We start from the raw sequence: 14,211 nt of genomic DNA, 5'->3' as shown, positions 1-14,211 counted from the left end.
CCGCTATCTATACCCACGCGTTGCCGTGTGTATTCATTTGCCGTTTGCATGTGCCTGTATATATAATTGGGCCTATGTCTTTCCGCGCACTCCTCATGCGGTTGTTCCTGATCGTTGCCTTGTTGGCCAACGGTCCGGGAATCGCTGGTGCATCCATGCACATGGAGCACCTGCGCGGCGCGGCGGACGCCGCCCATGTGACGGCGTCGCAGACAGTGGAGGAGGCTATGGCCGCCTGCCATGGTGTCGCAGTAATCGCTCCGGTGACCGCCGACCATCATCACCCACAGGCTGCTGACCAGACCGGGACAGCACCGCCATTGGACGATTGTTGTGAGACCGGCAACTGCTGTGCGTGCATGCACCATTGTTCCGCAGCCATCGCCGGGTCGACACTCGCCGACTTCACCGTCCGATACCGGCAAACTGCCGAACCGTTCCTGTCGGTGCGCGCCTCCACGGTCCTGACCAACCTCTTCCGACCTCCGATCGGCTAAGTGTCGCTATGCGCCTTCTAAGGCGCTGATGGACCCTGTCTGCAGCTCCGCACAGACGGGGTAACGCTCGCCTTGCGAGCCCTCGACCTTTCCCGGAGTTCCCATGTCATCCGATCTTTTCGGCCGCGCCGAGGGGCTGTCCGCCCCGTCGCGCCGCCACTTTGTCCAAGGCCTTGCCGCCGGAGGCGCCGTTGCAGCCCTCGGCCTATGGCCCCGCTCCAGCTGGGCCGTCAAGGCCGAAGGCGTACCCAACGTGCTCTCGGGCACCGACTTCGACCTGACCATCGGCGAGACCCCGATGAACTTCACCGGTGCCACGCGCCCGGCGATCACGGTCAACGGCTCGATTCCGGCGCCGCTGCTGCGCTGGCGCGAAGGCACCACCGTCAACCTGCGGGTCCGCAATGCCCTGCCCCCCGGCTCGATCCATGGCAACCAGACATCGATCCACTGGCACGGCATCCTGCTGCCGGCCAACATGGACGGCGTGCCCGGGCTGAGCTTCGACGGCATCAACCGCGGCGACACCTACCAGTACCGCTTCAACGTCGTGCAGGGCGGAACCTACTGGTACCACAGCCACTCCGGATTCCAGGAGCAGGCCGGCCTGTATGGGCCGCTGGTGATCGAGCCGCTCGAGCCCGAACCCTTCGCCTATGACCGCGACTACGTGGTCATGCTGTCGGACTGGACCGATCTCGATCCGCGCCACCTGTTCGCCAGGCTCAAGAAGCGGTCGGATTTCGACAACTACGCCAAGCAGACGGTCGGCGACTTCTTCGACGACGTGAAGCAGCGCGGCTGGACCCCCACGGTCGAAGACCGCAAGATGTGGGCGGGCGCGATGCGGATGACGCCGACCGACCTGTCGGACGTCAATGGCAACACCTACACCTTCCTCATGAACGGCACGACCTCGCTCGGCAACTGGACCGGCCTCTTCCGGTCTGGTGAGAAGGTCCGCCTTCGCTTCATCAACGGCTCCGCGATGACGCACTTCGACGTGCGCATCCCGGGTCTGAAGATGACGGTGGTCGCGGCCGACGGCCAGTACGTGCATCCGGTCACGGTCGATGAGTTCCGCATCGCCACGGCCGAGACGTTCGACGTCATCGTCGAACCCACCGGGCAGGATGCGTTCACCATCTTCGCGCAGGACCTGGGGCGCACCGGCTACATCAGCGGCACCCTCGCTGTCCGAGACGGTTTGCGTGCGCCTGTGCCCGACGTCGGTCCCAAGCCGCTCCTTACCATGGACGACATGGGCCACGGCGGAATGGGCGGCGGCGGTCACGACATGTCCTCGATGTCTAGCTCAATGGCTGGGATGGACCATAGCGGCCACGACATGTCGTCGATGGCCGGAAGCGCAATGGCCGGCGGAAGCATGGCGGGCATGGATCACGGCGCCGGCGGAATGCAGCAGCACCCGGCCACCGAAACCGGCAACCCCCTCGTCGACATGCAGACGATGACACCCGCGCCCAAGCTGGACGATCCGGGCATTGGCCTGCGCGACAACGGCCGACGCGTGCTGACCTACGCCGATCTGCGCAGCACGTTCCGCGACCCGGACGGCCGCGAACCCGGCCGCACGGTCGAGCTGCACCTGACCGGCCACATGGAGCGCTTCGCCTGGTCGTTCGACGGACTGAAGTTCGCCGACGCAGAGCCCCTGCGGCTGAACTATGGGGAGCGCATGCGGATCGTGCTGGTCAATGACACGATGATGTCGCACCCGATCCACCTCCACGGCCTGTGGAGCGACCTCGAGGACGAGTCCGGCAACTTCATGGTGCGCAAGCACACCATCGACATGCCGCCAGGCACCAAGCGCAGCTACCGGGTGCGCGCCGATGCGCTCGGCCGCTGGGCCTACCACTGCCACCTGCTCTACCACATGGAAGCCGGCATGTTCCGCGAAGTGCGGGTGGAGGAATGAACGCCATGACCCTATCCCGCCGCCACCCGCTCACCCTCGGCTTGGCCACCGCACTACTCCTCACTGCTGGTCTCGCGCCGGCGCGGGGCCAGGAGACAGATCACGCCTCGCACCATCCGGCAGCGAAGCCGACTGCCGCACAGTCGCCGGCCAAGCCGATTGACCCACGCCCCAGCGACCATGCGCATCACGCAACCCCGTCACAGCCGCCGGTGGCACCGATGGAACATGGAACGCAGGATCACGGATCCATGGACCACGGAAACATGGACCACGGCGCCATGAAACAGGGGGCGGCGGAGCCTGCCGGCAGCGATCACTCCACGATGGACCATTCCGGAATGGACCACTCCGGAATGGATGGATCGAACATGGACCACTCGGGCATGGACCACGCTTCCATGGGCCACCAGGCAGGTGCCAGCCAGGATCTCCCGGCCACGGCAGAACCACACGAGCCTATTCCTGTCGTCACGCCGGCTGATCGCGTCGCGGCGTTCCAGGACCTCGACGAGCACCTGATGCACGGCGAGTCGATCCACTCCTATTGGGCGCTTGATCGGCTTGAGGTGTGGGACGCGGATGAAGACGGCACCGGTGTGGCTTGGGAAGCGATGGGCTGGGTCGGCTCCGACTTGAACCGGCTCTGGCTGCGCAGCGAGGGCGAGCGCGTTGGTGGATCCACCGAGTCCGCCGACGTGGAGGTCCTGTACGGCCGCGCCATCGCCCGCTGGTGGGATGCGGTCGCCGGTGTCCGCCATGACTTTGGCTTTGGTGGCGGCCCGTCCCGCACCTATGCGGCGCTCGGCGTGATCGGTCTGGCACCGTACATGTTCGAAGTCTCAGCCACGGCGTACCTGGGCGAGTCCGGTCAGGTCGGGATCGGGGCGGAAGCCGAGTACGAAATGTTGTTCACCAATCGACTGATCGGCCAGTGGCTGGTCGAAGGTGATGCCTGGAGCAAGGACGATCCCGAGGTCGGAATTGGCAGTGGGCTGAGCACGGTCGAGGCCGGGTTCCGCCTGCGCTACGAGTTCCATCGTCAATTCGCTCCCTATGTCGGGGTGGTGTGGGAGCGTGCCTACGGGGGCACGGCGGACCAACGTCGCGCGCAGTCCGGTGACATCGACGACACCCGGATCGTCGCCGGCGTTCGAATCTGGTTCTGACAGCCACCATGACATTGAAACCCGACACACCCGAAGCGCGCCTGACTGATCGGCGCTTCCGCGGATCAAGCACACCATCACTGATTTCCTGGAGTCCATGCATGAAAGCAACAGCAACCTCCTTCACCCTCGCCTTTGCACTGGCCGTCGCGTCGCCCGCGATGGCACAGGCAACACAGTCGCATGCACATCACGCCACCGCGGCATCCGCGGACGTGGACGTCCCAGCCGCCGCAGAGGCCGCGGTCGCCGTAGCGGAGCGCTTTAACAGCGCCCTGTCCAGCGGCGACCTGTCCAAGGTCGAAGCTCTGCTCGCTGCCGACGTCCTCATTCTGGAGTCCGGAGGCGCCGAACGCAGCCGCGAGGAATATCTGGGCCATCACGCAGTCAGCGATGCGGCGTTCCTCAAGGGCGCCCATCGCCAGCTGCTACGTCAGCGCGCACGAGCCGCTGGCGAGTTCGCATGGGTCGGAACCGAAAGCGAGCTGCACACCCAGAAGGACGGCAAGCCACTGACCGTCCAGAGCACCGAGACGATGGTGCTGAAGCAGACCACGGACGGCTGGCGGATCGTCCACATCCACTGGTCCTCGCGGACCAAGCGCTGAGCGGAGAACTCGAAATGACCACTTACAGATTGAACCGGCTGACGTGGGTGGCTCTTGCCGTGGCCGGTCTGGGTGCTTGCACCCAGGCCGCTACACCCGCGCAACCCACCATAGCGCCCGCCGCACAGGTCGCCCCGGGAACCGCCGACGCGACTCCAGCAGCCCTACCCCGCATGACCGTCCACAAGACCCCGACCTGCGGGTGCTGCAGTGCGTGGATTGACCACGTGCGCGACGTCGGGTTCGCGGTGGATGTGCACGACATGGATGACCTGGGTCCGGTCAAGGAGCGCTTGGGTGTTCCGTACGCAAAGGGCTCCTGCCACACGGCCGAGGTCGGCGGATACCTCATCGAAGGCCATGTGCCGGCCGCGGACGTCAAGCGCCTCCTCGAAAAAAAGCCGGACGCACGCGGCCTGGTCCTGCCGGGAATGCCGCTTGGTTCGCCGGGCATGGAGGTCCCGGATGGACGCCAGCCGCCGTACACCGTCGAGTTGGTCCATCACGACGGAACCACCGAACCGTTCGCGCAGCACTGACTGTCACGGCAACGCCCACAAACGGGGCGTTGCATCACATTTGCAATGAGGAACATCCGTATGAAATCGTCAAACGTCATTCGCTCCTTCGCGCTCGTCCTCGCCATTGCGGCGGGGCAGTTTTCGCTGCAGATCGCGCACGCCCACGCCGCGCTGCAGCAGTCCACACCGGCGGCAAATGCGGTGGTGGCCTCGCCAGCCCAGATCGATCTCGTCTTCAACGAAACCTTGCTGCCGCGGGCGTCGCGTCTCGAGTTGCTCATGAAGCACGGCAGTTCCACCATGCCGATCGAGAATTTCACGACCGAGATCGTCAACAACGGCAAGACCCTGCGTGCCAAGTTGCCCCGGCCGCTGGCTCCGGGCGTCTATACCGTGGAATACCGCGCCGTGGGAGGCGACAACCACCCCATGACGGGCAATTTCAGCTTCACGGTGCGCTGAGGAGCCACAAATGTTCGACCTGTCGGCTTATGCACTGAGATTCCTGGAATACCTTGTTCTCATGGTGCTTTTCGGGGTTCCACTGTTCGGTTGGTACGGTTCGCGTCGATCGACACTCGCCGACGCCTTGGCCGGGTGGCCACTCATGGGCGTTCTATTGGTGAGTGCCGCCGTCGGTACTGTGCTCACCGGGGCCGATATCGTTTTCAAAACCGCGGGCATCATGGGAATGCCGGTTGCCGACGTTGATCGCGCATCGCTTGGCTGGTATCTGCTCGAGACGTCCGCGGGCCGGGCAGCCATGGCGAGAGGCGCGCTGCTGGTCGCCCTGATGTTCGTGCTCGGATGGCATCGTCGCCGCGGGAAGGTGGAGACCGCCTTCCCGCTGGCGGCGACGCTGGCGGGCGGCGCACTCGCTTCTCTGGCATGGAACGGCCACGCGGCCGCTGGTGAGGGCGTGGCAGGCGCGGTCCGGCTTGCTGCGGGCCTTGTCCATCTTCTTGCGGCAGGCGGCTGGATCGCAGCGGTCCTGATGTTCCTGGGGATGCTCCTGCGCGGCAAGGAGGCCTCCGGCAGCGGGCGTCTGCGATCAACGCATGACTTTCTGCATGGATTTTCGACGCTGGGAACGATTTTCGTTGCTGCGCTCGTCGTGTCCGGCATCGCGCACTACGGGGATCTCACTGCGTGGTCGTTGTCGGCCCTGTTTCAGAGCACCTACGGGAAGTTGCTGCTGTTCAAACTGGCCCTGTTCGCTGGAATGCTGGGTTTGGGAGCGCTGCACCGATGGACGCTGGTGCCGCGCCTGGGACGGGCGCTGACCAGCGGAGATCCCGCGCAGGAGGTGCGGGCTTTGCGGCAGAGTGTTACGGCTGAGGCCGCGCTGGCCATCTTGATCCTGGTTGTTGTTTCAGTGCTCGGGACGCTCAGCCCCGAATAGCTGTGTAACCCCCAATGGCACACTGCCTTGGCAGTCCATCCCCACAAAAGCGAGCATCGGCATGAACTCACCGTCGTCCCATGACCATCACTCCGCAGGCGCTGTCCCTGTCGAGACTGCAGATGGACGGGTAACCGACCCGGTCTGTGGCATGCAGGTAGATCCCGCCACCACGCCGCATCATGCGGACCACGCCGGCGCCCATTTTCACTTCTGCTCGGAGCGATGCCGCGCGAAGTTCGTGGCTGATCCCGAGCGCTTCCTGACGTCCCGGGACGAACCCGAGGTGGCACGGCCCGGCGCCATCTACACCTGCCCGATGCACCCGGAAGTTCGGCAACAGGGTCCAGGCAACTGTCCCTTCTGCGGCATGGCGCTGGAGCCGGAAATGCCCAGCCTGGAGGACGACGACAATCCGGAACTTCGCGACTTCTCGCGCCGGTTCTGGTGGACGCTTCCGCTGACGGTGGTGACGCTCGTGCTGGCCATGTTCGGCCAGTACCTCCCGCGTATCGTGCTGGGCGGCGTGCAGATCCTGCCGCTGTCGATCGACCTGCAAACCTGGGTCGAGCTGGTCCTGACCACACCGGTCGTGCTGTGGGCCGGCTGGCCGTTCTTCGAGCGCTGCGTGCAGTCGATCCGCAACCGCAGCCCGAACATGTTCACCCTCATCGGGATTGGCGTTGCGGCCGCCTTTGGCTACAGCCTGGTCGCCACGCTGGCACCCGGCTTGTTCCCGCCGTCGTTTACCGAGCATGGGCGCGTCGGCGTGTATTACGAGGCGGCTGCAGTGATTGTGTCGCTGACGCTGCTCGGCCAGATGCTGGAACTGCGGGCGCGTTCGAAAACGTCCGCGGCGATCAAGGGCCTGCTTGGTCTGGCGCCCAAGGAAGCCCGGCGGGTCAATGCCGACGGCACCGAGGAAGACATCCCGCTGACCCACGTGCATGTCGGCGACCACCTGCGCGTGCGACCCGGCGAAAAGGTGCCGGTGGATGGCGAAGTGGTGGAAGGCCGCTCCAGCGTCGACGAGTCGATGCTCACGGGCGAACCGATTCCGGTCGAGAAGACCGCCGGCGACCAGGTCATCGGCGCGACCCAGAACGGCACCGGTGCGCTGGTGATCCGCGCCGCCAAGGTGGGTTCCGACACCGTGCTCTCGCAGATCGTGCAGCTGGTCGCGCAGGCGCAGCGTTCCCGCGCGCCGATGCAGCGTATGGCCGACACCGTCGCCTACTGGTTCGTGCTCGCGGTGCTGGCGATCGCGGTGGCCACCTTCTTCATCTGGGGCATCTTCGGCCCGGAGCCCGCTTGGACCTACGCCGTGCTGAACGCGGTTTCGGTGCTGATCATCGCCTGCCCCTGCGCACTGGGCCTGGCGACGCCGATGTCGATCATGGTTGCCACGGGCAAGGCGGCACAGGTGGGCGTGCTGTTCCGCGATGCCGAAGCCATCGAGCATATGCGCCGCATCGACACCCTGATCGTCGACAAGACCGGCACGCTCACCGAAGGGCGCCCGGCCTTCAAGGAAGTCGTGGCCTTCGAGGGCTTCGACGCCGACCAGGTGCTGCACCTGGCGGCCAGCCTGGACCAGGGCAGCGAGCATCCGCTGGCCGATGCCATCGTGGCCGAGGCCCGACGCCGGAACTTCGAGTTCGACCGCGTGGAGGACTTCGACTCGGTGACCGGCATGGGTGTGCGCGGAACCGTAGCGGGTCACGCGCTTGCGTTGGGCAATACCGCACTCATGGATGATATGGGCGCCGATCCCGGTGCGCATCTCGACGTCGCCGAGCGTCTGCGCCGCGAGGGTGCTAGCGCCATGTTCCTCGCCGTGGACGGTCGCTTGGCGGGTCTGATCGCGGTCGCAGACCCGATCAAGGCGTCGGCCGCGACCGCCATCAATGAGCTGCACGCCGCCGGGCTGCGCATCATCATGGCCACCGGCGACGGGCTCACCACCGCACGGGCCGTGGCCACCGAACTGGGCCTGGACGAAGTGCATGGCGAGGTCCGCCCCGAGGACAAGGCCGAGCTGGTGCAGCGCCTCAAGCGCGAGGGCCGGCGGGTGGCGATGGCGGGCGACGGCATCAACGATGCGCCCGCGCTGGCCGCGGCCGACGTCGGCATTGCCATGGGCACGGGCACCGACGTCGCGATGTCGAGCGCGCAGATCACCCTGGTCAAGGGCGACCTGCGCGGCATCCTGCGCGCCCGGAAGATCTCTCAGGCCACCGTGGCCAACATGAAGCAGAACCTCACCTTCGCCTTCGTCTACAACGCGCTGGGGGTTCCAATCGCGGCCGGGGTGCTCTACCCCGCGTTCGGGATTCTGCTGAGCCCGATGGTTGCGGCGCTCGCCATGAGCCTGAGCTCGGTATCGGTGGTGGCCAATGCCCTTCGCCTGGCGAAGTCCGCGTCGGTCCCGGCGGGACCGACGACGGCCGCGTACAGCTCGAACTCTGGATAAAGGAACTGCTCCCGCGGGACGCTGTCCACGATGGCCAGACTCGCAGGCGTGCGGCCGGACTGCTGCCGGGCATCGTCGAGCCAGGCGGCGACAGCCGCGTTGCGGGCCTTCGCCGCCGTGGTCCAGCTGCTCCACGCAGCCGGCGCGCAGGAGCGCACGGCATCGAGCATCACGGCATTGAGGAGCAGCCCGCCGGGATTGATGTTGACCTCGATCAACCGCGGGCCGTCGACGGTCAAGTGAAAGTCCTAACCCAGGACGCCGCCCGTCGAGCCCGGATCATGGGTTGCGATGTCGAGAGCCCATTACAGGATGTAATGGCGATATCGCGGGTTTCCTGCAAACTACGAAGACCGCCCGCCGCTGCGACACGCCCCATGGCGTCCAACGCAGCCCGGTCAACAAACGGGCATAGGGTGAAAAGAGGTGCGCGTGCACGGCGGGATCAGTCGCGAACTCCGGAAAGGCACCCCCGGATCGACTCGTGCAGACGGAGGATGTCGATCACTTCGCATGCACACCGCTGGTTGAGCGGCGCGCTTTCCAGGGTGGCACAGTCGATCTCGCAGCCTGTCTGTCCAACTATTACCGGAGTCCGCGGTTCAACCACAACAGGGATTGTTCTGTTGGATCGGTGGACATGGCACTGTTCCGAACGAGCAGAACACACAGCAGTCGCCTTGATGCGGACGCAAAACCGCTCCACAGCCCGTGCACTCATAGAAGAATTGACACGCTGTGATGGGCATTGTCTCGGTCGCCCGATGGCCGCACTCCGGGCAGGTCAAGATGCTTTCCAGCTTGATGTCACTCACCGCCAGTCCGCACCTTGGCCGGGAAGCCTGCCTCCGTGACTGCACGCGCGATTCCGGCTGCATCCGTCTGACTCGATTCGAACGTCACCGTGACTGTTTCAGCCCGGGTGTCCACCTTCACATCGGCCACGCCCGGCACCTTCTCCAGCGCCTTCCTGATGGTGATGCCGCAGGCGGGACAGGTCATGTTCTCAGCATCGAGCATTACTACGGTTGCGGGCGTCGCAAGAGCGGCACCGACCGACAGAGCAGCCACCAGGGCCAGTATCCACTTGTGCATCGTGCCTCCTACAAAATCCAGATGATGTAATAGGGAAACAGCAGCAACAGGACGATGAGGCCTGTCGCCAACCAGAGCCAACGTCGCCTGCGTCGCAGAGCGTCCGGGGCGATGCAACTGCCATCCACACCGCACCGTGCCGCCGGTCGATACAGCATCCAAAACGCCACGGCCAAGAACAGTAGGGCGGCGGCGCTGAACCAGGGCCTCAAGGGATCGAGAGCTGTCAGGGTGCTGATCCAGGCGCCACTGATGCCCAGCAGTACCAGCACCAGCGGCACGACGCAGCAGACCGATGCGCCAATGGCGGCGATGCTCGCGCCAACGATGGCTGGAACAGACGATTTGGTCGGGGTTGTTTGCATCAGAGCATACTAGCCTCTGTACCTAGGTACGGAGTCAAGCCGTGCGTCCGAACACGTTTACGATCAGCCGGCTGGCAGCGGCTGCCGATGTGCACGTCGAAACCGTGCGCTACTACCAGCGACGTAGGCTGCTGCGTCAACCCGAGCGACCCATAGGAGGCGTGCGTCGTTACGACGAAAACGATGTCAATCGGCTTCAGTTCATCCGGCGCGCTCAGATGATGGGATTCAGCCTCGACGAGATCGCTGGCCTGCTAGAGATCACAGGCGAACGTTCTTGCGAGCAGACCCGTCAGCTGACCGAGCGAAAGCTCGTCGATGTCCGTCTACGAATCCGCGAGCTGCGACAGCTGGAGAGGGATCTCGAACAGAAAATAGCGCGGTGCGCCCAAGTGCCGGCGGGAGAGTGCTGCCCAACCCTCGATTTTCTGGAGCGGCCAAGAAAGCCAGCTGCGACAGGCAGTTAGCTCACTTTCGGCCCGTTTTTACACGAATCCCTGCCGACCCTCAAGCATCGCGCTATCTCCGTCAGGTAGGTGGCCCGCCTGGGCCGCAACAGCGGCCAAGGTGGGGCCGCCTTCCTGTCGGAGACACAAACGCAGCGCGGTCGGGAGCTAGTCAACTGCAGTCCCGAAGGGTCGTAGCGAAGCGGAGACCGTCAGCGCGCTTTCCAGCGGTGACGGACGGCGGTTGACTCGCTCACGTCCGTGCGGCACGCGTTACTCGGCCTTTCTAGGGGAGTTCGGCGGTCAATTCACCGGGATGCGTTCCCTGTAGCTGTAGCCCGTCCGACAGCGCTTGTAGCGCTCGTTCGCGACGCCTCCCGAACGCGAACGCTCTAAGCATTTCTCTTTGCTCATCGGCGCAATCTCGCGCTGGATCGTTCGGTACTGCGTAGGCTGCATTTCCTCTATCAACTCTTCGGCCTGCTGCATGAACAGCAACCAAGCGGCAGCGCTCAGCGCAGCACCAGCAACACTCACGCCGATGCCGAACCCAAGTCCGGCGACGAACCATTCAATAAACCCAGGGCGATCATCCATGCGCGCAGCTTAACTATCAGCTTCTTCGGTCCGCTACGCCGAGTGCGCATAATATATATTATGTAAAGTAATGGATGGATCGGCATGGTGTGCGCGGAACAACGACCGTTCGTGGTCGTAACGCGCTGCTGCCATCAGCGAACGCATTGACCCTCCCCTGACGCCGGTGTATAACGCGCGATCGGTTTCGGGAGGCCGAACTTCTCCCGCCACCTCTATGCAGGAAACGATGACAAAGACAGCTGCAAAGAAGACGACGGGCAAGAGTTCCGCTGCGAGTAAGACGGCCAAGAAGAAGCCGGCCGCGCAGATGACCGAGGAAGATGTCCGCGCCATGTCGGAAGACGACTACATGAACTCCGAGCAGCTCGAGTTCTTTCGCACGCGTCTGCTGAAAATGCGCGAGGAAGTTCTCGCCCGCGAAATGGACGTCAAGGCGCGTCTGAATGCGCGCGAGAGCTACGCCGACCCGGCCGATCGCGCCAGCGCCGAGGAAGAGCACTGGCTCGACCTGCGCCTGCGCGAGCGCGAGTCGCTGCTGCTGCGCAAGGTGGATGAGGCTTTGCGTCGCATCGTTGATGGTGAGTACGGCTACTGCGAGGAAACCGGAGAGCCCATCGGCATTCCGCGTCTTCTCGCCCGTCCGACCGCCACCGTCTGTGTGGACATCAAGGGCCACAACGAGCAAATCGAAGCGCAGTACCGCGACCGCTGAGACGCGTCGCGGTACCGCGTGGGCATGCACGCCCGCGCAAGGCTTAAAATACCCACGCAGGGGTCGTTAGCTCAGTTGGCAGAGCAGCTGGCTTTTAACCAGTAGGTCGTTGGTTCGAATCCAACACGACCCACCAGTAATCAATAGCTTGGCGATTATTCGTGAAGCTAATTCTTGGTGTGAGAGCCGAGATCTAGGTCGTGCTGCACGCCTTCCAAGTCCCGAGGTTGCCCTCTTCTCGGCCCCCGGAATGCGCCGTGAATGCGCGCAAAGCCGATACCACTCGACCCGGAAACCAGCCTGTAGCCGGCTCTAATGCAAAGGCTGTCGCGCCCGTCTGTACTGGCCCGGCGACTGCCCAGTCCAGCGCCGCACCGCGCGCGTAAAACTGGCTGTATCGGTGTAGCCAAGGTGCAGCGCCAGCTCATCCAGCTTCATCGTGCTGCCCTCCAGCAGCTGCAGAGCGAGCTGGCGGCGCTCTTCCTCGATCAGCGCGCGGAAGCTGGTGCCCTCGCCCTCCAGCTTGCGGCGCAGGCTGCGCGGCGACATCGAGAGCGCGTGCGCCACGTCCTCCAGTGAGGCGATCAGCCCCAGCGGCCCGAGCAGTTCCTGGCGCACCCGGCCGGCGAGTCCGCCCATCTGCCGGCGCTCTAGCTGCGCCCGACACTGGTCATCGAGCATGCGCACCAAGTGCGCGTCGAACATCGGCAGCGGTCGATCGGCATCCTCGGTCCGCACCATCAGGGTATTGCGGGCGCTGCCATAACGCGGTTGCAGTCCGCACAGGCTTTTGATCCGCTCCGCGTGTTCCGGGGCGCTGTCCTGCCATTCCATGCCCGCCACCGTCATGCCGGCGAGCCCGATCTCCTTCAGCAGGTTGAAGGCCGTCGCCATATCGCGCTCCAGAAGGAAAGGCCGCAGATGACGCGGAATCGGCTCCGGGTCCAGGCCGATGCCGAAATGTCCGGCTTCGTCGAACTGGTAGATGCGGCAATAGGCCGTGCTGAGCGGCAGATAGCGCATGGCCAGCGCAACGGCTTCGCGCAGGCTGCGGCTGGTGCGCAGCGCGAAGCCCCAGATGCCGAAGGTGGACATGCTGTACTGCAGGCCCAACTCGAAGCCCAGCGCCGGCACATCGGGCAACGCCAGCATCAGATTCTCGATCAGGCGCATTTCCTGCCCGCGCGTGATCAGCGCATCGCCGTCGTAGAGTTCAGCCTCGGCAATGCCGGTGCCGAGCAGACAGGTTTCCTTGTCCACGCCGTGCCGCGCGGCGAAGTTGATCATCACCTGACTGATCGCCACGGGATGCAGGGTGCTTCCGGATTGCGCCATGCTGCGAGTGTAGTTCAGCGCAAAGGCGTGAACGATTGGTCAAAAGTGCATGGCGAATGGTCACTGCTGCCCTGTGCATCGCTTCGGGCAGGTCATACAGTGCTCGCCATACCAAGAGCTATATCGGAGACGCACCATGACCACAGACCTCGCCGCACAGAACAAGCAGGCCATTGCCGCCGCACAGAAGCACATGGGCGGCGTCGCCTGGCCGACCGTCGCGTTGGTCGCCGTTGTGCTGGCCGGCGTCGGTGCTGATCTGACTCTATTCGCAGCCGGCGTACTGCCGACCTGGGCGGCCATGCTCATCCTCGCCGGGCTCACGTACTTCGCCTACACGCCGCTGCACGAGGCGGTGCACGGCAACATCAACGGCCGCAATGATCGGCTGCAGTGGCTCAACGACTTGTGTGGCTATCTGGTGGCGCCCTTCATCATGGTGCCCTATGCCTCGCATCGGCTGGAGCACTTCACCCATCACCGCTACACCAACGAGCCGGACAAGGATCCGGACTACATGGTCAGCGGCATGGGTAACGGCTTCTTCAGCGCCATCGCGACGACCTTCCGCTTCTTCTGGGTGCAGAACACCTTCTTCGTGAAGGATCACTGGGGTAGCGCGAGCTTCAAGGAGCGCGCTGTCTATAGTGCCGAGCTGCTGGTATCGGTGGGCTGGCGCGTCGCCTTCGTGCTGACGGTGGAGCCGACACTCGCCGCCTTCATCGTGGTTGCCGGCGGCTACCTGCTGGGCGGCTTCTTCACCGCCTACTGGTTCGCCTACCGCCCGCATATCCCCTACAAGGATCCGGCGCGCTACCGCAACACCAACAGCCTGATCATGCCGACCTGGATGAAGCCGGTGGAATGGTTCTGGCTAGGGCAGAACCTGCACTCCATCCACCACCTCTTCCCGCGCGTACCCTTCTACCGCTACCACGCTCTGCACCGCGAGATCGAGCCCGTCATGCGCGCCCACGGCACGCCCATCGTCAGCATCTTCAGCCGCCGGCCGGTGGCTCCAGAGGCCTGATGTCCGGCGGCACGCC

At 64.5% G+C, this 14,211-nt stretch carries 17 protein-coding genes and 1 tRNA gene; 13 read left to right on the top strand and 5 right to left on the bottom strand.

Translation table 11 applies throughout. From position 1 onward, the window contains the following. Window positions 1-74: 74 nt before the first annotated feature. The 9 genes from U743_RS06775 (at window position 75) to U743_RS06735 (ending at window position 8,855) form a co-directional block, all read left to right on the top strand. Complete coding sequence (locus tag U743_RS06775) at window positions 75-497, top strand: CopL family metal-binding regulatory protein (RefSeq protein ID WP_043766666.1); 423 nt, start codon at window positions 75-77, stop codon at window positions 495-497. Between the two features lie 103 nt (window positions 498-600). Further along, the gene (locus U743_RS06770) at window positions 601-2,439 is read left to right on the top strand and encodes a copper resistance system multicopper oxidase (RefSeq protein ID WP_043766662.1); all 1,839 of its coding nucleotides are present in this window, start codon (window positions 601-603) and stop codon (window positions 2,437-2,439) included. Window positions 2,440-2,690: 251 nt separating this feature from the next. Further along, on the top strand, window positions 2,691-3,608 hold the full coding sequence (locus U743_RS06765) for a copper resistance protein B (protein WP_198021959.1): 918 nt from the start codon (window positions 2,691-2,693) through the stop codon (window positions 3,606-3,608). A 101-nt stretch (window positions 3,609-3,709) separates the two neighbouring features. Further along, entirely contained in the window at window positions 3,710-4,216 is a 507-nt protein-coding gene (locus U743_RS06760) for a YybH family protein (RefSeq protein WP_043766657.1), read from the top strand. Between the two features lie 14 nt (window positions 4,217-4,230). Further along, a complete protein-coding gene (locus U743_RS06755; protein ID WP_343262971.1) occupies window positions 4,231-4,755 on the top strand; it encodes a DUF411 domain-containing protein in 525 nt (174 codons plus the stop codon). Between the two features lie 60 nt (window positions 4,756-4,815). Beyond that, complete coding sequence (copC, locus tag U743_RS06750; protein ID WP_043766652.1) at window positions 4,816-5,199, top strand: copper homeostasis periplasmic binding protein CopC; 384 nt, start codon at window positions 4,816-4,818, stop codon at window positions 5,197-5,199. 10 nt (window positions 5,200-5,209) lie between these two features. Then, the gene (copD, locus tag U743_RS06745) at window positions 5,210-6,139 is read left to right on the top strand and encodes a copper homeostasis membrane protein CopD (RefSeq protein WP_043766650.1); all 930 of its coding nucleotides are present in this window, start codon (window positions 5,210-5,212) and stop codon (window positions 6,137-6,139) included. A gap of 61 nt (window positions 6,140-6,200) precedes the next feature. Beyond that, complete coding sequence (locus U743_RS06740) at window positions 6,201-8,612, top strand: heavy metal translocating P-type ATPase (protein ID WP_084191408.1); 2,412 nt, start codon at window positions 6,201-6,203, stop codon at window positions 8,610-8,612. A gap of 30 nt (window positions 8,613-8,642) precedes the next feature. Continuing rightward, window positions 8,643-8,855 (top strand): hypothetical protein, encoded by a 213-nt coding sequence (locus U743_RS06735; RefSeq protein ID WP_043766647.1) that lies wholly within the window; start codon window positions 8,643-8,645, stop codon window positions 8,853-8,855. Window positions 8,856-9,214: 359 nt separating this feature from the next. Here U743_RS06735 and U743_RS19645 read toward each other — a convergent pair whose 3' ends face one another. From U743_RS19645 to U743_RS06725, 3 genes are read right to left on the bottom strand one after another with little or no spacing between them, the layout of a single operon-like run. Further along, window positions 9,215-9,433: a GDCCVxC domain-containing (seleno)protein gene (locus U743_RS19645; protein ID WP_408607395.1), complete on the bottom strand. Its 219-nt coding sequence runs from the start codon at window positions 9,431-9,433 to the stop codon at window positions 9,215-9,217. Next, window positions 9,420-9,707 carry a heavy-metal-associated domain-containing protein gene (locus U743_RS06730; RefSeq protein WP_017355169.1) on the bottom strand — a complete coding sequence of 96 codons (288 nt, stop codon included), beginning with the start codon at window positions 9,705-9,707 and terminating at the stop codon, window positions 9,420-9,422. Before U743_RS06730 ends, U743_RS19645 begins: the two co-directional genes overlap by 14 nt. A gap of 8 nt (window positions 9,708-9,715) precedes the next feature. Continuing rightward, window positions 9,716-10,072 carry a mercuric transporter MerT family protein gene (locus tag U743_RS06725; protein ID WP_043766639.1) on the bottom strand — a complete coding sequence of 119 codons (357 nt, stop codon included), beginning with the start codon at window positions 10,070-10,072 and terminating at the stop codon, window positions 9,716-9,718. A gap of 41 nt (window positions 10,073-10,113) precedes the next feature. Here U743_RS06725 and U743_RS06720 point away from each other — a divergent pair, with 41 nt between their 5' ends. Then, entirely contained in the window at window positions 10,114-10,539 is a 426-nt protein-coding gene (locus U743_RS06720) for a MerR family transcriptional regulator (protein WP_043766636.1), read from the top strand. A gap of 282 nt (window positions 10,540-10,821) precedes the next feature. Here the strand turns inward: U743_RS06720 and U743_RS06715 are convergent, their stop codons facing one another. After that, complete coding sequence (locus U743_RS06715) at window positions 10,822-11,115, bottom strand: hypothetical protein (RefSeq protein ID WP_043766633.1); 294 nt, start codon at window positions 11,113-11,115, stop codon at window positions 10,822-10,824. A 229-nt stretch (window positions 11,116-11,344) separates the two neighbouring features. Between U743_RS06715 and dksA the strand changes: the two genes are divergently transcribed. Beyond that, a complete protein-coding gene (gene dksA / locus U743_RS06710; protein WP_043771461.1) occupies window positions 11,345-11,830 on the top strand; it encodes an RNA polymerase-binding protein DksA in 486 nt (161 codons plus the stop codon). A 60-nt stretch (window positions 11,831-11,890) separates the two neighbouring features. Next, window positions 11,891-11,966, top strand: a tRNA-Lys gene (locus U743_RS06705). Between the two features lie 176 nt (window positions 11,967-12,142). On the opposite strand, the gene U743_RS06700 is transcribed toward U743_RS06705, so the two are convergent. Further along, window positions 12,143-13,165, bottom strand: coding sequence for an AraC family transcriptional regulator (locus U743_RS06700; RefSeq protein ID WP_043766629.1), 1,023 nt, complete (start codon window positions 13,163-13,165; stop codon window positions 12,143-12,145). A 136-nt stretch (window positions 13,166-13,301) separates the two neighbouring features. Between U743_RS06700 and U743_RS06695 the strand changes: the two genes are divergently transcribed. After that, entirely contained in the window at window positions 13,302-14,195 is an 894-nt protein-coding gene (locus U743_RS06695; RefSeq protein WP_043766626.1) for a fatty acid desaturase family protein, read from the top strand. Window positions 14,196-14,211: the final 16 nt, after the last annotated feature.

It is taken from the genome of Algiphilus aromaticivorans DG1253 (assembly GCF_000733765.1).
GTDB lineage: Bacteria > Pseudomonadota > Gammaproteobacteria > Nevskiales > Nevskiaceae > Algiphilus > Algiphilus aromaticivorans.
The sequence above is the reverse complement of the archived record's forward strand: the minus strand, read 5'-3'. Positions and strand labels throughout refer to the sequence as shown.

Coding starts and splice junctions, on each gene's coding strand:
- U743_RS06740 (WP_084191408.1), top strand. CDS start 6,201: ATGAACTCACCGTCGTCCCATGACCATCACTCCGCAGGCGCTGTCCCT.
- U743_RS06760 (WP_043766657.1), top strand. CDS start 3,710: ATGAAAGCAACAGCAACCTCCTTCACCCTCGCCTTTGCACTGGCCGTC.
- U743_RS06730 (WP_017355169.1), bottom strand. CDS start 9,707: ATGCACAAGTGGATACTGGCCCTGGTGGCTGCTCTGTCGGTCGGTGCC.
- copD (WP_043766650.1), top strand. CDS start 5,210: ATGTTCGACCTGTCGGCTTATGCACTGAGATTCCTGGAATACCTTGTT.
- U743_RS06775 (WP_043766666.1), top strand. CDS start 75: ATGTCTTTCCGCGCACTCCTCATGCGGTTGTTCCTGATCGTTGCCTTG.
- U743_RS06735 (WP_043766647.1), top strand. CDS start 8,643: ATGGCCAGACTCGCAGGCGTGCGGCCGGACTGCTGCCGGGCATCGTCG.
- U743_RS06765 (WP_198021959.1), top strand. CDS start 2,691: ATGGACCACGGAAACATGGACCACGGCGCCATGAAACAGGGGGCGGCG.
- U743_RS06695 (WP_043766626.1), top strand. CDS start 13,302: ATGACCACAGACCTCGCCGCACAGAACAAGCAGGCCATTGCCGCCGCA.
- U743_RS06715 (WP_043766633.1), bottom strand. CDS start 11,115: ATGGATGATCGCCCTGGGTTTATTGAATGGTTCGTCGCCGGACTTGGG.
- dksA (WP_043771461.1), top strand. CDS start 11,345: ATGACAAAGACAGCTGCAAAGAAGACGACGGGCAAGAGTTCCGCTGCG.
- copC (WP_043766652.1), top strand. CDS start 4,816: ATGAAATCGTCAAACGTCATTCGCTCCTTCGCGCTCGTCCTCGCCATT.
- U743_RS06755 (WP_343262971.1), top strand. CDS start 4,231: ATGACCACTTACAGATTGAACCGGCTGACGTGGGTGGCTCTTGCCGTG.
- U743_RS06770 (WP_043766662.1), top strand. CDS start 601: ATGTCATCCGATCTTTTCGGCCGCGCCGAGGGGCTGTCCGCCCCGTCG.
- U743_RS06700 (WP_043766629.1), bottom strand. CDS start 13,165: ATGGCGCAATCCGGAAGCACCCTGCATCCCGTGGCGATCAGTCAGGTG.
- U743_RS06725 (WP_043766639.1), bottom strand. CDS start 10,072: ATGCAAACAACCCCGACCAAATCGTCTGTTCCAGCCATCGTTGGCGCG.